The following is a 20,127-nucleotide window of genomic DNA, read 5'->3' as shown; positions in this document are numbered from 1 at the left end:
CCTTACTTGAGGGACAGCTCGCCCGGCGCCCCGGACAACGCCCGGTCGGGCGAGGAGGTGGCGATCAAGAGCGCCAGGGTGAGGATGTAGGGGGCGGCGTAGAACAGGTAGTAGCCCTGGGAGATGCCGACCGATTGCAGGGCGGGCCCGAGCGCGCCGGCGCCGCCGAACAGCAGGGCCGCGCCGAAGCAGGCCAGCGGGTTCCAGCGGGCGAAGATGACGAGCGCCACCGCCATCAGGCCCTGGCCCGACGAGATGCCCTCGTTCCACGAGCCCGGATAGTAGAGCGAGAGATAGGCGCCGCCGATGCCCGCGAGCACGCCGCCGAGGGCGGTCGCGAGGAGCCGCACCCGATCGACGTCGTAGCCCATGGCGCGGGCCGCCTCCGCGCTGTCGCCGACCACGCGCAGGATCAGGCCGGCCTTCGTATTGCGGAAGGCCCACCACAGGAACAGCGCGAGCGCGGCGCCGGCCAGGAACAGCACGTTGACGCGCAGCGCCGCCTGGACCTGCGGCTGGTCGGACCAGAAGCCGAACGGGATCGCCGGCAGCGGCGGGGCCGAGGGCTGGATGAAGGGCTTGCCGAGGAAGAAGGCCAGCCCGGAGCCGAACAGCATCAGCGCGATGCCGATCGCCACGTCGTTGACGCGGGGAAAGCGACAGATGAAGCCGTGCAGCAGGCCGAAGGCGGCGCCGGCGAGCCCGGCCACCGCCACGCCGGCCCAGGGGCTGCCCGTCAGCACGGCGGTGGCGTAGGCCGACATCGCGCCGAAGACGAGGGTGCCCTCCAAGCCGAGATTGATCCGCCCCGAGCGCTCGGTGATGGTCTCGCCGAGGCTCACGAACAGGAACGGCGTCGAGACGCGGATCGCGCCGCCGAGCACGGCGAGCAGCACGGTCCCCAGGCCGAGATCGCCGCTCATCCCGCGCTCCCCCTAGCGGCCCTCACGCGACCGCCTCGCGCTTCACGGCCCAGAGATGCGGGTTGAAGAGCTTGAAGCGGCCGTAGAGCGTCTCGCCGACGAGCACGACGAGGAAGAGCAGCCCTTCGAGAACGAGGGCCGTGGCGTCGGGCAGTTGCATCCGGCGCTGGATCAGGCCGTTCGACGCCTCGATGCCGCCGAGCAGGAAGGCCACGGGCAGGATCGCCAGGGGATTGTGGCGGGCGAGGAAGGCGACGAGGATGCCGGTATAGCCGAAGCCCGCATTGAGCGAGGCGTTGGCGTTGCCGTGCACCGCCGCGACCTCGAAGAAGCCGGCGAGCGCCGCGCAGGCCCCGCCCAGCGCGGTGAAGCCGACGACCAGGCGCCCGACCGGCAGCCCCTGGATCTGCGCCGCCCGCACGTTGCCCCCGGCGATGCGCGCGGCAAAGCCGATCGTGGTGCGCTCGGTCAGGGCGTAGGCGGCGAGGCAGGCGAGCACGCCGATGCCGAGCCCCCAATGGACGTCGAGCCCCGGCAGCGCGCCCACGGCGAAGGCTTCGCCGATCGGCCAGGTGGAGGGTTTGTTGAGGCTGTTGGGATCGCGCAGCAGGCCCTCGATCAGGTGGTTCGAGAGCGCGATGGCGATGTAGGACATCAGCAGGCTGGCGATGGTCTCGTTGACGCCGCGATAGGCGCGCAGGGCGCCGACTGCGCCGATCCAGGCCGCGCCGGCCCCTGCGGCGGCGAGCGCCATCAGCGGGACCGCGAGCATCGGGGGCAGGCCCTGGAGCGGCTGGGCTGCCGCCGCCGCGGCGACGCCCCCCAGCACGATCGCACCCTCGCCGCCGATCACCACGAGGCCGAGGCGGGCCGGCAGCGCCACGCAGAGCGCAGCGAGCAGCAGGGGGGCGGCGCGCTGAAGGCTGTTCTGAAGGGCGAAGGGCGAGCCGAAGCCGCCGCGCCAGACGAGATCGAGGAAGGCGAGCGGGCTCTTTCCTAGGGCGAGCAGGAAGAGGGAGAAGATCAGGAAGCCGGCGATTACGGCCCCAACGGGGATCGCGACACCCTCGGCGCGGCGCGCGAGCCACGCCCGGATCTGGAGCAAGGCCGGGGGCCGGTCCGCGCCGCTCTCGCTCAGCGGCAGGCCGGGGGCGGTGGTGTCAGCGGCCACGGGCCTGGTCCATGGGTCGTGTCCTCTTGCGCGAAGCCACCGTGACCGTGCCGAGCTTTGACCGGACAGGCCGGGTCAGGCCGAGCCCTTCACGCCCTCGACGAGGTAGCTGGTCTTCTCCAGCTCGATCGCGTTCTCGGCCAAGGCCGTGCCGGCCCCGGCGACCTCGTTGCCCTTGTTGTCCTTGAGCGGGCCCTTGATGATGGCAAAGCCGCCCTTCATCATCTCGGCCTTGACCGCGTCGGCGTTCTGGCGCGCCGCCTCGGACACGGCAGGACCGTAGGGGCTCATCTTCACGAACCCGTCCGGCAAGCCGCCGCGCACGAAGTTCGGGGGCGCCTTGCCCGCCTGCAGGTCGGCGACGAAGCCCTTGTAGATCGAGGCCCAGTTCCACTCGGCCCCGGTGAGGTACTTGTCCTTGGCGAGCGCCGACTGGTCGGCGTGGTAGCCGCAGACGAAGGCCCCGCGCCGCGCGGCGGTCTCGACCACGACCTTGGGACCATCGACGTGGCAGGTGATCACGTCGGCCCCGGCATCGATCAGCGCGTTGGTCGCCTCCGCCTCCTTGACCGCCAGCGACCACTCACCCGTGAAGATCACTTGGAGGGTGATGGACGGATCGACGCTGCGGGCGCCGAGCAGGAAGCCGTTGACGTTGTTGAGCACCTGTGGGACCGGCTTGGCGGCGACGAAGCCGAGCCGTTTCGACTTCGAGGCGTGGGCGGCGACGATGCCGTTCAGGTACTGCCCCTGCGCGATGTAGCCGAAATAGGAGCCGGCATTCTTCGGGTTCGCCTCGGTCCAGAGCCCGCCGCAATGGCGGAACTGCACCTTCGGGTTTTTCTTCGCCTCGATCAGGACGTGCGGGTCGAAGTAACCGAAGGAGGTCGGGAAGACGAGGCTCGCGCCGTCCAGGTTGATCATGCTCTCCATGGTCTTCTGGACGTCGGTGGTCTCGCGGACGTTCTCCTCCTCCACGACCTCGATGCCGGGGATCGCCTTGAGGGCGGCGGCGCCCTGGGCGTGGGCTTGGTTGTAGCCGTAATCGTCCTTCGGCCCGACATAGATGAAGCCGACGGTGAGCGGGCCGGCGGCCCGGGCGCGGCCGAAGGGCAGCGTGCCGAGCGAGAGAGCGGCCGCACCGCCGAGCAGATGTCTGCGGGAGAAAGGATGGGCTGACACGAGGCGCGATCCGTCTTTCCAGGCCGTCTGCACAAGCTTGGCGAGCATTGAACTTGTTTCGGATCAAGAAAAGATCAAAGTTTCAGCAAAACAACACTGATCCGCCGGTAGGGAAAATTGCGTCGGTTCGAAGGATTCGCCCAAAAAGACATCCGCGGATGCTTGCTTTCGCGCCATCCATCCCGCGGGACGATGCCCCTCATCGACTCGGGGCGAAGACGCGGCCGAGCGCCGCCGGCGCCAGCGAGCCGCCCCGGCGCCGGCCGAGCGACAGCAGGACCAGGGCCAGGATGGTGGCGAGGTAGGGGGCCGCCGAGAGCAACTGGCCGGGCAGGCCGAGGCCCGCGGCCTGGGCGTGAAGCTGAAGCACCGTAGCCCCGCCGAAGAGCAGCGCCCCCGCGGCCACCCGCAGCGGCTGCCAGGAGGCGAAGACCACGAGCGCCAGTGCGATCCAGCCCCGCCCGGCCGTCATCGCGGGCGCCCAGAACGGCGTGTAGGCCAGCGACAGGTAGGCGCCCGCAAGCCCGGCGCAGGCGCCGCCGAACAGCACGGCGAGGAAGCGGACCTTGCGCACCTTGAGCCCGAGGGCGTGGGTCGCGGTGTGGTCGTCGCCGATGGCACGCAGGGTCAACCCGGCGCGGGTGCGCCACAGGAACCACCACACCCCCGCGACGAGGAGGAGGGTCGCGTAGACGAAGGCGTCGTGTCCGAAGAAGAGCTGGCCGATGCCGGGAAGGTCGCTGAGGCCGGGCAGGTGGAGAGGGGGCGCGGGATCGCGCTTCATCCCGACATAGCCGGCGCCGACGAGGCCGGAGAGCCCCAATCCGAGGATGGTCAGCGCCAGTCCCGAGGCGACTTGGTTCGCCGCCAGCCCCACGGTGAGCACGCCGAACAGGGCCGCGAGCAGGAGCCCGGCACCGGCCCCGCCGAGGGCACCGAGTAGGGTCGATCCGGTCTGGCTGGCGACGGCGAAGCCGGCGGCCGCACCCAGCACCATCATGCCCTCGACGCCGAGATTGAGCACGCCGGAGCGTTCGACGACGAGTTCGCCGATGGCCGCCAGGATCAAGGGGGTCGCCGCCGTCAGCACCGTGACGAGCACCATCTGGACGATGTCGAGGCTCATGGTGTCACCCGTATGCGCGCTCCGCCGGGCACGATCCGAACGTGGTAGCGCGTGAGCACGTCGGCCCCGAGCACGAGGCCGAGCAGCAGCCCTTGGAAGGCGCGGGTCAGGTCGAGCGGCAGCTTCAGGTCGATCTGAGCCCCCTCCCCCCCGATCGTCGTCAGTGCGATGACGAGCGCCGCAACCAGAATGCCCGGCGGGCTGAGGCGTCCGAGAAAGGCGACGATGATTGCGGTGAAGCCGTAGCCCGGCGAGATTTCGGGCTGGAGCTGGCCGATCCGCCCGGCCACCTCGCAGATGCCGGCGAGGCCCGCCGCGCCGCCAGAGATCGCGAAGACCGAGAGCGTCAGGCGCGCATCCGAGAAGCCGGCGAAGCGCGCCGCCCGCGGGCTCGCGCCGACGGTGCGCACCTCGAAGCCGAACAGGGTCCGCGCCAGGACGAGGGCCGCGAGCCCGACGCCCAGAAGGCTGATCAGCACGCCCGCATGGAGCGACTCGCCCTCCATCAGCAGGGGCAGCCGGGCGGCATCGTCGAAGCTGACGCTCTGCGGGAAGTTGTAGCCCTGCGGATCGCGCAAGGGCCCGCGCACCATGTAATCGAGCAGCAATTGCGCGACGTAGACGAGCATCAGGCTGGTGAGAATCTCCGACACGCCGAGCCGGACCCGCAGCAGGGCCGGGATCATCGCGTAGGCGATGCCAGCGAGTGTGCCGGCGAGCAGCATCGCGGGCAGGATCCAGACCGTGAGCCCCTGCGAGCCGTGCGCGGCGACGGCGACCCAGCCGCCCGCGAGCCCCCCAGCCACGTACTGGCCCTCCGCCCCGATGTTCCACAGGTTGGCGCGGTAGCAGAAGGCGAGACCGGTCGCGATCAGGGCGAGCGGTGCCGCCTTCAGCGCGACCTCCTGAAGCGACCAGACCTCGCTCAAGGGGGCGACGAAGTAGGTGAGGAAGGCCTGTTCCGGCGCGACGCCGAGGATCGCCACCGCGATCCCACCGATCAGGATCGCGGCGAGCAAAGCGAGAGCGGGCGCGAGCAGGTCGAGCCAGGGCGACCGGCGCGCGCGGGGGAGGAGATCAAGGCGCATCGCGCATCCCGTTCATTCCTGGCTCGCGTCCCACATGCAGGGAGAGGATCGGGTTCGGCCGAGGCTCAATGCGCCGGCGCGACGGTTCTGATCGCAGGCGCCGCCGGAGGTTCGCCGAGCTGCGCCTCCGGCTCGCCGGCTCCGCCCATCAGCAGCCCCAGAGCCGCGCGGCTGGTCGCACCGGCCGGGACCGGCGGCGAGAGCGCGCCGGCATGCAAGACGGTGATGGAATCCGCGATCTCGAACAGTTCGTCGAGATCCTGGCTGATGACGACCAGAGCGGCGCCGCGGCCGGCAAGGTCGAGCACGGCCTGCCGAATATGGGCGGCGGCGGCCGCATCGACGCCCCAGGTCGGCTGGTTGATGACGAGGATGCCCGGCTCGGCGAGAATCTCGCGGCCGACCACGAATTTCTGCAAGTTGCCGCCTGAGAGCGTGCCGGCCGCCGGATCCGGGCCCGCCCCGCGCACGTCGAAGGCGTCGATCACCCGCCGGGCGAGCGCCCGCGCCGCGGAGAGCCGCAGCAGGCCGAGCCCAGTGAGCGGCGCGGTGGCGTGGCGGGAGAGCAGCGCGTTCTCCGACAGGCTCATCGACGGGACAGCGGCGTGGCCATTGCGCTCCTCGGGCACGAAGGCCGCCCCGAGCCGGCGCCGGGCATTGATGCCGAGATGGCCCACAGCCCGGCCGTCGAGGCGCACGGCTTCGGCCGTCGGGGCGCGGCTCTCGCCCGAGAGGGCGTCGAACAGCTCCGCCTGTCCGTTGCCGGCGATCCCGGCGATCCCGAGGATCTCGCCGCCCGCGACGGAGAACGCGATGTCCCGCAGCGGCGTCCCGTGCAGGCCGGGCGCGGGCAATGACAGGCGGTCGAGCACGAGGCGCTCCGCGCGACCGGTCCGGGCCGCCTTGGGGCGCACCTCGCTCACCTGGGTGCCGACCATCATCGCAGCGAGCGAGCGCGCGGTCTCCGTTGCCGGATTGCAGGCGCCGACGACCCGCCCGCCCCGCAGGATCGTGGCGCGGGTGCAGAGGCGGCGCACCTCGTCGAGCCGGTGGGAGATGTAGAGCAGGGCGCGGCCCTCGTCGCGCAGGCGCTCCAGCACCGAAAACAGCGCCTCCGCCTCGCCCGGCGTCAGCACCGAGGTCGGCTCGTCGAGGATCACGAGCTTCGGGTTCTGGAGCAGGCAGCGCACGATCTCGATCCGCTGGCGCTCGCCGGCCGAGAGCGACCAGACCGGCCGCGCGGGATCGAGATGCAGGCCGTAATCCTTGCCCAGCCGGGCGATCCGCTCCGCCAGCGCCCGGCCCGTCAGCGCGGCGGGCATGACGAGGGCGATGTTGTCGGCGACCGTCAGGTTCTCGCACAGCGAGAAATGCTGGAAGACCATGCCGATGCCGAGCGCCCGCGCGGCTTCCGGGTTGGACAGCAGCACGATGTCGCCCTGATGCGTGACGACGCCCTCCGTCGGCTCCAAGAGGCCGTAGAGGATCTTCATCAGGGTCGATTTGCCGGCGCCGTTCTCGCCGAGCAGGGCGTGGATCTCCCCGGCGCGGATCTCTAGATCGATGCCGTCATTCGCGGTGAAGGCGCCGAAGCGCTTGACGATGCCGTAGGCTCCGAAGAGCGGGGTCCGGCCCTCCCGCAGCCCCGGCACAGCGGATGCGGCCGCCATCACGCCGTCCCGAACAGGGTGTGGGCCAGCCGGGTGTGCGCCTCGCGCAGGCGCCCGGTCTCGATGCCGAGCGGCTGCCCGTCGACCACCCGCCAGCGCCCGGCCACCATCACCCGGTCGGCGCGGTGGGCGCCGCACAGGACGAGCGCGGCGAGCGGATCGTGGGCACCGGAGAAGCGCAGTTCGTCGAGGGTGAATAGCGCCAGATCCGCCTCGCGGCCGGGCTCGATCCGGCCGATGTCGGTGCGCCCGAGGCAGGCGGCAGAGCCTTCCGTGGCCCAGCGCAGGGCATCGAGATGGGTCACGGCTTCCGCGCCGTAGGTCAGGCGGTTGATCATCAGAGCGTGGCGCACGCCCTCGATTAGGTTCGAGCTGTCGTTGGAGGCCGAGCCATCGACGCCGAGGCCGACGGGCGAGCCCGCCGCCTCCAACTCGCAGGTCCGGCACTGACCCGAGGCCAGCACCATGTTCGAGGTCGGGCAGTGGCAGACGCCGACGCCGGCCGCGCCGAGGCGCCGGACCTCGTCGTCGTTGAAGTGGATGCCGTGGGCGAGCCAGGCCCGTGAGGTCATCCAGCCGACCTCTTCGAGGTAATCGACCGGGCGCTGCCCGAACGCCTCCAGGCAAAAAGCGGTCTCGTCGAGCGTCTCGCCGAGATGGGTGTGCAGGCGGCAATCGTGGCGCTCGGCCAGCGCGGCGCTCTCGCGCATCAGCCGCTTGGTGACGTTGAACGGCGAGCACGGCGCGAGCCCGATCTGCACCATCGCGCCGGGCGCGGGATCGTGGAACAGGCCGAGCACCCGCTCGCTGTCGGCGAGGATCGTGTCGTCGTCCTGCACCAGCGACTCGGGCGGCAGGCCGCCATCCTTCTCCGACAGGCTCATCGAGCCGCGGGTGACGAAGGCACGGATGCCGAGGCGGCGCGCCTCCTCGACCTGGATATCGACGGCCGCCTCAAGCCCTCTCGGGAACAGATAGTGGTGGTCGCCCGCCGTGGTGCAGCCCGTGAGCAGCAGCTCGGTATAGGCGAGCCGCGTCGCCAGCCGGAAGGCGTCCGGCGTCAGCCTCGGCCAGATCGTCGAGAGCGCCTTCAGCCATGGGAAGAGCGGCTTGTTGATCGCGACCGGATGGGCGCGGGTGAGCGTCTGGAAGAAGTGGTGATGCGTGTTGACGAGGCCGGGGATGACGACGTGGCGGGAGGCGTCGACGATCGCGTCGACCGGGCTCGCGGGCTGGGCGCCCGCGGCCACCACTTCGGCGATGCGGGTGCCCTCCACCACGAGCCCGCCGCCGGCCCCCTCCGCGAGGATCGCCAACGGGTCGCGAAGCCAGAGACGGCGGGGGCGGGCACTCGATTCCATTATCCGGCTTCGCTTCCTGTCGGGGATCAGAAGATGTGGAAGGCCACGCCGGCGAGGAAGCTCTTCTCCTCGGTGCCTTTGAAAGTCGCGGTCTCTTGGTTGCCGAACTTGTTCAGCCAGTACTGGAAGCCAATAAAGACATCGACCTTGTTGGGCTGATCGTAAACGAGCTTGCCGAGATCGAGCACGAGGTTGGTGCGCGACAGAAATTCCAGCCCGCGCGGCGGGTTGAACGCGAAGGCGGCGGGGTTGTTGCTGATGCCGCGGCCCTTGGGCAAAACGATGTTGTTGAAGCCGGCCAGGGTCAGCGGCAGACCGGTAAAGGTCAGAGGCAGGTTATAGACGATCTCGAATTCGGGGACCGTGTTGAAGCTCTGGTCGCGGTCGGGCTGCGTGTTGAAGCCGTTGCGGTTCCATTCCTTGTAGGCGTGGACCGACAGGTTCAGAAAGCCGGCCGGCACGTCGAAGGCGAAGTTCAGGCCGCCGACGACATCGCGCTTCTTCGAGCCGAAGGCGTCGTTCTGCGAGTTGGCGTCGAAGCCGAAGGAGAGCGAGACCTCCTTGACGATGCCTGGGACCATGAAGGCCTTGGTGCCGGTCAGGGCGTTCAGGCTGAGCGTGCCGCGGTACAGGCCGTAGGCTTCGGTGTTGCCGTAATCGGCGAAAGTCGGGATGCCGCCGGGGGTGTTGGTCGTGCCGGCCGGGAATTGCGACCCGGACTTCAGGATGTCGAGGGTGAAGAAGTTGGTGCCGTAGGCCCAGGCATCGGCGTGCGAGATGTTGAGGATGTGCTTGGGAGCCTCGCGCGAGCGGAAGCTGCCATCCGCCCGCTGGATCTGGATGCCGGGGGTGACGGTCGGGAATTGCCAGCGGTAGCTGACCTGCGTGTCCGCGAAGAGGAAGAACGGCACTTCCTTCGCCGGGACCGCCTCGGGGGCCCGCTTCTCCCCGAGATCCGCCGCGGCCGCTGTACCAAGCGTGAATAGCGACAGCGCAACCGCCGCGAGCCCCCGAACCGACATTCTTCGTTCTCCGACCTTCTTTGTGGTCGGACGGCAGCAACGGGGGTGCCAAACAGGACAGGCCCGAGCCCTCGGTGCCCACGCAGCAGCACAAGTCACATATCCGCAACACTTTTCCGAAGCGGCCGGGCTCGACCGCCAGTGTCTGACCGGATCGGCCCTCCTTCAAGGTCAGTTGAATTTGGAGAACGACCTTCATCGCGACGGCGTGACCCGCGGAAACTTTGCCCGATCGCCCGGTGCTTGGTCACGCTGCGCCTTTCATGGCCATGCTGCCGGCAAGGCACCGAAGCGAAGGAGGTTTGCGAGCACGGACGCGTGCCGCCGCCGGCTGCATAGGCCGGCGCCAGCCTGGCGACACTTCGTGCATCGAAGACCATGATCGGGCACGATTTTTCGACGCCGCGCCGCCATCATCGCGTCGGCCCGGACGATCTCAGGGCCCCTGGCCCCCGCGAGATCGCCCGGAGGTAGCCCATGTCCGTCCCGCGGCCCCTTCTCGACGCCGAACCCGCACCCCTGCCCTTCGATCCGGGCAGCACGGCCCTCCTCGTCATCGACATGCAGCGCGACTTCCTCGAACCCGGCGGCTTCGGCGAGAGCCTGGGCAACGACGTCTCATCGCTCGCCGCCGCGGTGCCGCCCGCCCGCGCGCTGCTGGCCGCCGCGCGCGGAGCCGGCCTCCTTGTCGTCCACACCCGCGAGGGACACGCGCCCGACCTCTCGGATGCCCCGCCGGCCAAGCTGGAGCGCGGCGCGCCGACGGCGCGCATCGGCGAGCCGGGCCCGATGGGTCGCATTCTGATCCGCGGCGAGCCCGGCCACGACATCGTCCCCGAACTGGCCCCCCTCGCTGGCGAGCCGGTGATCGACAAGCCGGGCAAAGGCGCCTTCTACGCCACCGGGCTCGCGGCGTTGCTGGAAGCGCGCGGCATCGAGACCTTGATCGTCTGCGGCGTGACGACGGAGGTCTGCGTCCACACCACCGTGCGCGAGGCCAACGACCGCGGCTATCGCTGCGTCGTCGTCGCCGATGCCTGCGGCTCGTATATCCCGGCCTTCCACGAGGCCGGCCTTGCCATGATCAAGGCCCAGGGCGGCATCTTCGGCTGGGTCGCGCAATCCGCCGCGGTCATCACCGCCCTCGGTCAGGCGTGAGGGCCGTCGGACGGCCGTGGCGCAGCCATTGCACCAGCAGCGAACGCCCGATCCAACGCCCGATCCTTGGGGGGAACCGATGCCCGATCACGCCGCGGACACGCCGATGCCCGATCTCGACGCCTACGCCGCGGCGGCAGCGCCCCTGCTCGGCCTGACCATCGATCCGGCCTGGACCGGAGCGGTCGCGGCCAATCTGCGGGTGCTGCACGCGGCGGCGGCGCTCGTCGGCCTGTTCCCGCTGCCCGACACGGCCGAGGCAGCCCCGGTCTACACCGCGTGAGCGCGACGACGGATTGGAGCCTCGCGCCGGCCTCCGACATCGCCGGGGCCGTCTCGGAGGGGACGGTCGGTGCCCGCGAGGTGGTCGCCGCCGCGCTCGATCGCATCGCCCGCATCGATCCGGCGGTGAACAGCTTCACCGACCGCCTCGGCGAGCGCGCCCTCGCCCGCGCCGCCTCCCTCGACGCCGCGCGGGCCCGCGGCGACCGGCTCGGCCCCCTGGTCGGGGTGCCCTTCGCGGTCAAGAATCTGTTCGACGTCGCCGGGCTTCCGACGCGGGCGGGCTCGCGGATCAACCGCGAGCGGGCGCCGGCCACCCGCGACGCCGCCCTGGTCCGGCGACTGGAGGCGGCGGGCGCCGTCCTGGTCGGGACGCTCGGCATGGGCGAATACGCCTACGACTTCACCGGCGAGAACATTCACGACGGCAACACCCGCAACCCGCACGCCCTCGGCCATATGTCGGGCGGCTCGTCCGGCGGATCGGGCGCGGCGGTGGCCGCCGGTCTGGTGCCGGTCGCGCTGGCCTCGGATACCAACGGCTCGATCCGCGTGCCTTGCGCCTTCTGCGGCTGCTTCGGGCTCAAACCCACCTATGGGCGGCTCAGCCGGGCCGGGAGCTTCCCCTTCGTCGGCAGCCTCGACCATCTCGGCCCGATGGCGCGATCAAGCCGCGATCTCGCCCTGGCTTACGACGCGATGCAGGGGCCCGATCCCGAGGATCCCGCCGCCACCGCCCGCCCGCCCGAGCCGGCGCTGCCAGATCTCGACCGCGGCATCGCGGATCTCCGCATCGCGGTGACCGGCGACTATTTCGCGCGCGGGGGCGACCCGGAGGTCTTCGCCGCCGTCGCGCACGTCGCCCGCGACCTGGGCGCAAGCCGCAGCGTCGCGATCCCCGAGGCGGCCCGCGCGCGGGCAGCGGCCTACCTGATCACCGCGGCCGAGGGGGCGGCACTGCATCTCGACCGGCTGCGCAGCCGCGCCGACGCGTTCGATCCGGCGGTGCGCGACCGGCTCATCGCCGGAGCGATGCTGCCCGCCCCCTTCGTCGAGCGGGCGCAGCGGTTCCGCCGCTGGTACCGCGACGCCGTGCTGGAGCTGTTCCGCGACGTCGATGTGATCCTCGCGCCGAGTACGCCGTGCCGGGCGCCGCGCTCCGGCCAGACGACCTTCGTTCTGGACGGTATCGAACTGCCGGTGCGGCCCAATATCGGCGTGTTCACCCAGCCGATCTCCTTCATCGGCCTGCCCGTGGTCGCGGTGCCGGTCTGGCTCGATGGTGGTCTGCCGCTGGGCGTGCAGGTGATCGCCGCGCCCTGGAACGAGGCGCTCTGCCTGCGCGTGGCTCATCACTTGGAGCGCGAGGGCGTGGTCCGCGCCCCGGTCGCCGCCCTGATCGATGCTCCGTTGGAGGGCGCGTGATGATCATCGACGATCCCGCGGTGAAGACCGAGGTCGAGCGGGTCTTCGCGACCTACGAGGCGGCGCTCGTGAGCAACGACGTCGCCACGCTCGAACGGCTGTTCTACGACGACCCCCGCACGATCCGCTACGGCGCCGCCGAGAACCTCTACGGCATGGATGCGATCCGCGCCTTCCGCCGGGCACGGCCCTCGCAGGGCCTCGCCCGCGACCTTGCGCACACCGTCATCACCACCTTCGGCCGCGACTGCGCCGTGGCGATGACGCTGTTCCGTCGTGAGGCGGCCCCCGGTCGGGTCGGACGCCAGAGCCAGACCTGGCTGCGCTTTCCCGACGGTTGGAAGGTGGTGGCGGCCCATGTCAGCGTCATCGACGACGACGCTCCCGATCGGACGTGAACGCCGCGCGATACGCCGCCTGATCCGAATCCGTCCGCGGCCCGGAACCGGGGGAAGCGCCCGCCGTGACAGTCAGTGGATTTCGGCGGTCGCGGCCTGACGGATCGCCGCTTCACGGGATTCCGCCCGGTCGCCGAAGCCGTTGAAGAACAGGTTCAGCCCCACCGCCGAGAGCGCGGCGAGCAGGATGCCCGATTCCAGCAGCGGGTGCAGCGCATGCGGCATCTGCTTGAAGAAGTTCGGTGCGACGAGCGGGATCATGCCGAAGCCGACCGAGACCGCGACGACGAACAGGTTGTTGCGGTTGCGCGCGAAATCGACGCCGCCGAGGATGCGCGTTCCGGTGGCGCCGACCATGCCGAACATCACGAGGCCGGCCCCGCCGAGCACGCATTGCGGCACGGCCTCGACCAGGGCCGCAAGCTTCGGGACCAGTCCGAGGCCGAGCATGATGAAGCCCGCCGCCACCGTCACCCAGCGCGAGCGCACGCCGGTGACGCCCACGAGCCCGATATTCTGCGAGAACGAGGTGTAGGGGAAGGTGTTGAACACGCCGCCGATGACGGTGCCGAGCCCGTCCGCGCGCAGGCCGCGGGTCAGCCGCCGCTCGTCGACCGGATCGGCGGTGATCTGCGACAGCGCCAGGAACATGCCGGTCGACTCGATCATCACGACGATCATCACGAGGCACAGGGTGACGATCGAGACCAGATCGAAGCTCGGCCAGCCGAAGGCGAAGGGGCGCACCATGTCGAACCAGGGCGCCGCGGCCACACGGTCGAGTTCCACCAGACCGGCAAAGCCGGCCAGGATCATGCCGAGCGCGATCCCGATCAGCACCGAGCCCGAGGCGACGAAGCCCGTGCCATAGCGGGTGATGGCGAGGATCGCACAGAGCACGAAGGCCGCGATGCCGAGATAGAGGGGCGCGCCGTAATTCGGGTTGCCGACGCCGCCGGCGGCCCAGTTCACGCCGACCCGCATCAGCGAGATGCCGATGACCAGGATGATGGTGCCGGTTACGACCGGGGGGAACAGCGGCAGAAGGCGCCCGATCACGGGGGCGGCGACGAGGCCGAACAGGCCGGAGGCGATGACGGCGCCGTAGATGCCGGTGAGGCCGATCGCCGGGTTCATCCCCATGGAGAGCATTGGGCCGACGGCGGCGAAGGTCACGCCCATCATCACCGGCATGCGGATGCCGATATCGGGCAGGCCCCAGCTCTGGATCAGCGTGACGATTCCGCAGGCGAACAGATCGGCGCTCACCAGCATGGCCACCTGCTCCGGCGGCAGCTTGAGCGCACGGCCGATGATGAGCGGGATCGCCACGGCGCCGGCATACATCACGAGCACGTGCTGCAGGCCGAGCAGACCGAGGGCCACGCGGGGAATCCGCCCTTCGGGCGCAGGGGCCGCCTGAGGCTCGCTCTTGGCCGCAGAGCTCGGCAGGGAAGACGCCATCGACACCATCAGGGACCTGCTCCGAACGTCCGGTCATCCTCGCCCGCCTGGGGAGGAGCCCGGAGCCTTGGGAGCAGGTCACATGCCAATCTCAGACCGATCACGGGCGCGGACGCGACGTCACGACGGACGCGTTCCGCTTTTTCGAGCGAACTGAAGGGAGGAAGCAGGGCTTTACCCGGAGAGGACGACGCCGCCCTTCAAGTCCGGGCTCGATGGCAGCCGTCGCGTCCTCCGGCCGAACGCGCCGTGTCGGGTCAGCCATCGCACGGCACCCCTTCCCCCTGCCCCACGGAGAACGACGATGAAGATCCTGATGGTGCTGACCTCGCATGACCAGCTCGGCGACACCGGCCGGAAGACCGGCTTCTGGCTGGAGGAGCTGGCGGCCCCCTACTACGTGTTCAAGGATGCGGGTGCGGAGGTGGTGCTGGCATCGCCCAAGGGCGGCCGGCCGCCGCTCGACCCAAAGAGCAACGAACCGGACTTCCAGACCGACCTGACCCGCCGCTTCGAGGCCGACAGCGCGGCCAACGCGGTTCTGGCGGACACGATCCGCCTCGATGCCGTGACCCATGACGGCTTCGATGCCGTCTTCTATCCGGGCGGCCATGGGCCGCTCTGGGACCTTGCGGAGGATCCCGCCTCGGTCGGTCTCATCGAAACCACGCTCGCGGCCGGCAAGCCTGTCACCCTCGTCTGCCACGCCCCCGGCGTGCTGCGCCATGCCAAGGCCCCCGACGGCAGGCCGCTCGTCGAGGGCCGGGACGTGACCGGCTTCACCAACACCGAAGAGGAGGCGGTCGGCCTCACCGCCGTCGTCCCGTTCCTCGTCGAGGATGAGCTCAAGCGGAACGGTGGCACGTTCACCAAGGCCGGCGACTGGCAGCCTTACGTGGTCGCGGACGGCCTGCTGATCACCGGTCAGAACCCGGCCTCGTCCGGACCTGCGGCCGAGCGCCTTCTGCAGCAGCTCGCCGCCGGCTGACGCCGACGCGTTGCGTGCCCGATCGAGGGGCGTGTTCGGCATCCCAGCCGAACACGCTGCGGATCTCGCCCCAGCCCTAGAGCCGTATCCGACCTGATTGCATCAGGTCGGCGTCCATTTCGTCGGAAAGCGCTCTAGAGCGTGGCGCTTGCGCTCCGTGTGACCGGCGGCGGCGACCACGATCCATTCAAAATGGCGTCCTTCGGCCAATAGGTCCGCAGCATCAGCACGAATGGCCCCTGTGGCGCCGGCAGCCAGTTCGACGCCTGCTGCGTGCCGGGGCTCTCAGTTTGGATGAAGAGATCGACCGAGCCGTCCGGATTGGCCTTGAGGTCGTCGCGTGGGCTGACCGAGTACCGGTTGATTGGGTTGTCGACGAAGAAATAGTCCGCGTCGTACATCGTCAACGACCAGAAACCATCCACGGGCGGCAGCTCGCCGGCGGCGAAGCGCATCACATATTTCGAGGTCCCGTTCAGCCGCCGGCCCGTCGCATCGACTGTGGTCAGCGGGTAGACCGCATCCTGCGGCAGGTTGCAGCCGAGCCCAACGGCCGTCACCAGGGCGCGCTGCAGGTAATCCTTGCCATAGTCGCCGCCATCCGTCGTGAAGGTCCAGCCCTTCACATGCTGGCCCGTCGCTTTCAGGTGCCCCATGATGCGCGGAATGGCCTCCTTCGGTGCGCGCTCGATTGCCTCTTGGATGGCGAGAGGCTGGCTTGCCGGATCAAAGGGTCGACCGGATACGATCCCGAGCGAGGCCATCTTGGCGACCGGAACGCCGTCCGCGAGCGCTGGCGGGTTGTCCCTCATCAGAGCGGCCAGAAGGTTGAAGTAGCTCGCCGCGTCCATGCGGTTGACCTGCTCGCGCACGGCCGTCTTCGCGTCGACACGCGGATCGACCTGACCCGAGGGTGGTGTGTACGACTTGCCTACAGCGCTGGCGGGAATGAGGCGGTACTGATCCTGCAGCGCATGCACAGCCTTGTAGTCCTCGGGCGTTCCCGTGCAGTAGGTCCGACCGAGGATCCAAATAAAGCTGGTAGGCGCTTGGATCAGCTTGGCGCCGGACGGGACGACGCCGCTCCAGTCGGGTCCAACGATGAAGTAGGTCTGCGGCCCGGTCCCGGTCGTGCGCTTGCCCGGTACAGCGAATACGTTCGTCCAGGCACTCAACATCGGCATGAGGAAGTAGCGGCCGTCCTCGTCCGGGATGCTGAGGAGATAGGGCTCCTTCCCAACGTCGAGAAAGGCGCTGGAGTAGAGCGTGTCGGCGTTCGGGGCGGTCACCGCTCGGAACTTCGCGTCCGGGTATTCTCGCAGGTTGGCGAACTGGCCCATCGGGGCGTTCTTGCCTTCGGGCGCGGCCACATTGGTGAGGACGCGCCGGGTCATCTCCATGGTGACGAGCGGGTAGCCGTAAATGTAGGCATCGATCGCCCATTCCAGTGGATCCACCGCCGCGTTGTGGCCGATGAGCGGCGCGTCCTGAGCCGTACTCTGCGCCCGAGCGATGGGCAGGCCTGGGCCGATGCACGGGATTATGGCGGCGCCCGCGGCGAAGGTCCTTCTGGTGACACCCATGACTGCCTCCTGTGAGTGGCCGGCTCATGCGGGTCGCTTCAGGACGACCCGCATGAGCCGGTGGCTAAAGAGCCAGTCATCATCCGCTCGCGCGGCGCGAGCTTAAGGGAGACTTGGCAAAGGCACGGCCGTTTGTCGGCCCGCTCGACCCACTGAAGTCGCCTCGTGCGCACTAAGTGCACGGGAATGCAGGATGCCCCCGGCCGACTCACCAGCGGCGGGAGGGCCGAACACCCATCACCCGCGGCCCATAGTATCCACGCCGGACCACCCCAACCGCACGCGGTCCGTAGTACCCGCGCCGGACGCCAACTGCGCCACGCGGACCAATGCAGCCGGCCCGGTAGACGCCGCGAGCGCAGACGGCCGCATTCGCCTCGATCGGGAGGTAGGCGAGCAGGCCTGCGAACATGCCGAAGGCGACCAGAACGTACTTCATGACGAGCCCTCCACGCGGTGCCGGCTCATACGACCAGGATCAGAAACCAAATCACAGCAGTCGCTACGACAGCTCGCTGCCGCAAGATCGCACTATCATTTGCAGCAACAGAATCGTTCCAAGTTAAATATAGAAACGTCGCAGGGGCAATGTTTCAATAAGCCCTACCCCTTCAGAGCCTTAAAAGCAGCGACTCAACCTCCTCCAAAAGGTCGGCTCAGCGTTCTCGAATACGCGACCTCCGGATCCATGCACCGAGGCCCGAGGCATGGTCGCTCGCGATCAGGCTGTCGAACTGCGAATGTCCGGGCCGCTCCTGTCGAAGAGCCGGGCGCCGGACAATGCGACGAAAATGGCGCGCGCCTGCGCCTTGCCGAGCCACGCCCTGTCGGCGTCAGCAAAGCTCCGGGCTTCGTCGGACGACCTTGCGAAGCACGCGCGAGACTTGGTCGGCCGAGTAGGGTTTCTGCAGCAGTTCGAAGCCGTGGCTGCCCTCCTGCGCCAGCACGTGGCTGTAGCCCGAGGCCAGCACCACTGGCAGGCGGGGGAGCCGGCGGCGCAGCAGCTTGGCCAGTTCGATGCCGCCCATGCCGGGCATGACCACATCCGAGAACACGACGTCGAAATCGCTGCCATGCGGGCCGAGCTTGTCCAGCGCCTCCTCGGCGTTGCCCGCCCAGGTCGTGACATAACCGAGATCCTGCAGGATCTGGGTGGCGAAGCGGCCGACCTCGATGTTGTCCTCGACCACCAGCACCCGCTGGCCCGCGCCGCTCGAATCGGTCTCGGCGGTTTCGCACGCGCACTCGGTTAGGGGCGCTTTCGGCTGCACCTCCGGCAGGTAGAGCGTGAAGGTGGTGCCCTGGCCCAATACGCTCTCGACCGTCACGTCGCCACCCGACTGCTTGGTGAAGCCGAAGACCTGAGAAAGGCCCAGGCCTGTGCCTTTGCCGACGTCCTTGGTCGTAAAGAACGGCTCGAAGATGCAGTTGGTCAGGCTGGGTGGGATGCCGCCGCCCGTATCGCTGAGCGAGACGGCCGCGAAAGGACCGGGCGCGCCGGAATGGCCTCGTATCGACGGCAACGGCACGCAGCACTCGAGGCGCAGCGTGAGGGTGCCTTCACCGTTCATGGCGTCGCGTGCATTCACCGCCATATTGACCAGCGCCGTCTCGAACTGGCTGAGATCCACCTCGATGAAGCAGGGCTGGTCCGGAAGATCGGTCATCACCTTGATGCGGGCGCCCGTGACCGTATCGAGCAACTCGGCCACGGCATGCAGCCGCGCCCCGACGTCGAGCGTCTCGGGTTTGAGCGTCTGCCGCCGCGCGAAGGCCAGGAGTTGGCCGGTGAGCTTGGCGGCGCGGTCCACCGTCTCCGACACGGCGTTGAGGTAGCGGGACTTGCGCTCCTCGGGCAGCTCCGGACGGCGCAGGAAGTCCACCGACGAGCGGATGATGGTGAGCATGTTGTTGAAGTCGTGCGCCACGCCGCCCGTGAGCTGGCCCACCGCCTCCAGCTTCTGCGACTGCCGCAGCACCGCCTCCGTCTCGAGGAGCTGGGAGGTTCGCTCCTCGACACGCTCCTCGAGGGTCGTGTTGAGCGCTTCGAGCTTCGCGATGGCCCGGACCCGTTCGATATGCGCCCAGGAACGCTCCGTCACCTCGGTGATCAGCGCGAGGTCGTGATCCGACCAAGTTCGCGGCACCCGGTCGTGGATGGCCATCAGCGCGGTCAAGCGACCGTCCTTGACGAGCGGGAGGCAGATCGTGGCCGTGATGCCGATGGCCTGGAAGGTCGCAGCCTCCTCGGGCGCCAGTTCCGCGCGGTTGTCGTTGATGATCAGGGGTTGGCCGGCGCTGAGTTCGTCGACGGCCCGCCTGCCGAAGTCCTTCAGGCTATAGTGGCCGACGATGCTCGGTGACCCTTCGGCGGCCCAGTCGCCTCGGATGGTGAACCCGTTCTCGTCGGCGTCCATGTCGGCGTAGGCGCAGTTGGAGAGGCTGAGATACGCGGCGACCATGCGGGTGGTCGTCGCGAGGATCTCGTCCGCATCGGTGCTCTTGGCCGTCTCCTTCCCGAGCTGATCGAGGAACTGGAGACGGGCCTCGTTGGCCCGCAGGGCGGCCTCGGCCTGCACCCGACCGGTCGTCTCGGTGCAGGCGCAGAACATGCCGGCGACCCTGTCCTGCTCATCGCGCACCGGCGAGTAGGAGAAGGTGAACCAAGTCGGCTCGTCATGGCCCCGCCGATTCATGGTCAGAGGCAAGTCCTCGGACCATGTCGACTCGCCGGCGAGCGCCTTCTCGATGAGCGGAGAGATGTCGGGCCAGATCTCCGCCCAGATGTCGTGGAAGCGCCGACCGAGGGCCGCCGGATGCTTGCCACCAAGGATTTCGACGTACGCGTCGTTGTAGAGGAAGCCAAGCTCCCGTCCGAACGCCACGAACATCGGGAAGCGCGACCCGAGCATCAGGCTCACCGTCGAGCGCAGGCAGGGCGGCCAGGAGGCGGGATGCCCGAGCGGCGAGCCGGACCAATCGTGCGAGCGCATCATCGCGCCCATCCGCCCTCCGCCGGCGAGGAAGAGCGGAAACTCGGGAGTGGCGCTCTCGGTCATCTGGGGCAGGCTCGACTTGCTGACGTGCTGGTCCCGACTCGGATGCCGACGATCCGGTCCCTTTCCCAGTCTTCACCGATGCAGGGTACCTGACGGCAGAATTCGGGGGTTGGCAAGCGAGCGCTCGGTCTAAGAGCCCGTCCGATAATGTCTGGCCGGGGTTGAGTGGCCGGGATGGCGGTGATTCCAGAAGGGTGCTGAAGCCTGATCTGGACGTGCCATGTGGA

General features: G+C 69.2%; 17 protein-coding genes. 5 read left to right on the top strand and 12 right to left on the bottom strand.

The window, feature by feature from the left end; all coding sequences use genetic code 11:
- Positions 1-2: 2 nt before the first annotated feature.
- From ASF53_RS12585 to ASF53_RS12550, 8 genes are all read right to left on the bottom strand, one after another.
- Entirely contained in the window at positions 3-923 is a 921-nt protein-coding gene (locus ASF53_RS12585) for an ABC transporter permease (RefSeq protein WP_056198560.1), read from the bottom strand.
- Between the two features lie 22 nt (positions 924-945).
- Entirely contained in the window at positions 946-2,094 is a 1,149-nt protein-coding gene (locus tag ASF53_RS12580; protein ID WP_056198558.1) for an ABC transporter permease, read from the bottom strand.
- A gap of 75 nt (positions 2,095-2,169) precedes the next feature.
- Entirely contained in the window at positions 2,170-3,276 is a 1,107-nt protein-coding gene (locus ASF53_RS12575) for a BMP family ABC transporter substrate-binding protein (protein ID WP_056198627.1), read from the bottom strand.
- Positions 3,277-3,475: 199 nt separating this feature from the next.
- Positions 3,476-4,402 carry an ABC transporter permease gene (locus ASF53_RS12570; protein ID WP_056198556.1) on the bottom strand — a complete coding sequence of 309 codons (927 nt, stop codon included), beginning with the start codon at positions 4,400-4,402 and terminating at the stop codon, positions 3,476-3,478.
- Positions 4,399-5,490, bottom strand: a complete 1,092-nt coding sequence (locus tag ASF53_RS12565) for an ABC transporter permease (RefSeq protein WP_056198554.1) — start codon at positions 5,488-5,490, stop codon at positions 4,399-4,401. Before ASF53_RS12565 ends, ASF53_RS12570 begins: the two co-directional genes overlap by 4 nt.
- A 65-nt stretch (positions 5,491-5,555) precedes the next feature.
- Positions 5,556-7,160, bottom strand: a complete 1,605-nt coding sequence (locus ASF53_RS12560) for an ABC transporter ATP-binding protein (RefSeq protein ID WP_056198551.1) — start codon at positions 7,158-7,160, stop codon at positions 5,556-5,558.
- Entirely contained in the window at positions 7,160-8,521 is a 1,362-nt protein-coding gene (locus ASF53_RS12555; RefSeq protein WP_200943233.1) for an 8-oxoguanine deaminase, read from the bottom strand. The genes ASF53_RS12560 and ASF53_RS12555 overlap by 1 nt, the downstream gene beginning before the upstream one ends.
- A gap of 26 nt (positions 8,522-8,547) precedes the next feature.
- A complete protein-coding gene (locus ASF53_RS12550; RefSeq protein WP_056198545.1) occupies positions 8,548-9,543 on the bottom strand; it encodes a hypothetical protein in 996 nt (331 codons plus the stop codon).
- Positions 9,544-10,020: 477 nt separating this feature from the next.
- Between ASF53_RS12550 and ASF53_RS12545 the strand changes: the two genes are divergently transcribed.
- The 4 genes from ASF53_RS12545 (at position 10,021) to hpxZ (ending at position 12,806) form a co-directional block, all read left to right on the top strand.
- A complete protein-coding gene (locus ASF53_RS12545; protein WP_056198540.1) occupies positions 10,021-10,701 on the top strand; it encodes a cysteine hydrolase family protein in 681 nt (226 codons plus the stop codon).
- A gap of 79 nt (positions 10,702-10,780) precedes the next feature.
- The gene (locus tag ASF53_RS12540) at positions 10,781-10,984 is read left to right on the top strand and encodes a DUF4089 domain-containing protein (protein WP_056198537.1); all 204 of its coding nucleotides are present in this window, start codon (positions 10,781-10,783) and stop codon (positions 10,982-10,984) included.
- Positions 10,981-12,408: an AtzE family amidohydrolase gene (locus ASF53_RS12535; RefSeq protein ID WP_056198535.1), complete on the top strand. Its 1,428-nt coding sequence runs from the start codon at positions 10,981-10,983 to the stop codon at positions 12,406-12,408. The genes ASF53_RS12540 and ASF53_RS12535 overlap by 4 nt, the downstream gene beginning before the upstream one ends.
- Positions 12,408-12,806, top strand: coding sequence for an oxalurate catabolism protein HpxZ (hpxZ, locus tag ASF53_RS12530; protein WP_056198532.1), 399 nt, complete (start codon positions 12,408-12,410; stop codon positions 12,804-12,806). Before ASF53_RS12535 ends, hpxZ begins: the two co-directional genes overlap by 1 nt.
- Before the next feature lie 72 nt (positions 12,807-12,878).
- On the opposite strand, the gene ASF53_RS12525 is transcribed toward hpxZ, so the two are convergent.
- Positions 12,879-14,279, bottom strand: coding sequence for a nucleobase:cation symporter-2 family protein (locus tag ASF53_RS12525; protein WP_056198530.1), 1,401 nt, complete (start codon positions 14,277-14,279; stop codon positions 12,879-12,881).
- A gap of 295 nt (positions 14,280-14,574) precedes the next feature.
- Between ASF53_RS12525 and ASF53_RS12520 the strand changes: the two genes are divergently transcribed.
- On the top strand, positions 14,575-15,258 hold the full coding sequence (locus ASF53_RS12520) for a type 1 glutamine amidotransferase domain-containing protein (RefSeq protein WP_056198527.1): 684 nt from the start codon (positions 14,575-14,577) through the stop codon (positions 15,256-15,258).
- A gap of 134 nt (positions 15,259-15,392) precedes the next feature.
- Here ASF53_RS12520 and ASF53_RS12515 read toward each other — a convergent pair whose 3' ends face one another.
- The 3 genes from ASF53_RS12515 to ASF53_RS12510 form a co-directional block, all read right to left on the bottom strand.
- Positions 15,393-16,841, bottom strand: coding sequence for a DUF1254 domain-containing protein (locus ASF53_RS12515; protein WP_056198524.1), 1,449 nt, complete (start codon positions 16,839-16,841; stop codon positions 15,393-15,395).
- Positions 16,842-17,049: 208 nt separating this feature from the next.
- Complete coding sequence (locus ASF53_RS24960; RefSeq protein WP_082482675.1) at positions 17,050-17,280, bottom strand: hypothetical protein; 231 nt, start codon at positions 17,278-17,280, stop codon at positions 17,050-17,052.
- A gap of 394 nt (positions 17,281-17,674) precedes the next feature.
- Positions 17,675-19,900 (bottom strand): ATP-binding protein, encoded by a 2,226-nt coding sequence (locus tag ASF53_RS12510; RefSeq protein ID WP_286134379.1) that lies wholly within the window; start codon positions 19,898-19,900, stop codon positions 17,675-17,677.
- Positions 19,901-20,127: the final 227 nt, after the last annotated feature.

It is taken from the genome of Methylobacterium sp. Leaf123 (assembly GCF_001423405.1).
GTDB lineage: Bacteria > Pseudomonadota > Alphaproteobacteria > Rhizobiales > Beijerinckiaceae > Methylobacterium.
The sequence above is the reverse complement of the archived record's forward strand: the minus strand, read 5'-3'. Positions and strand labels throughout refer to the sequence as shown.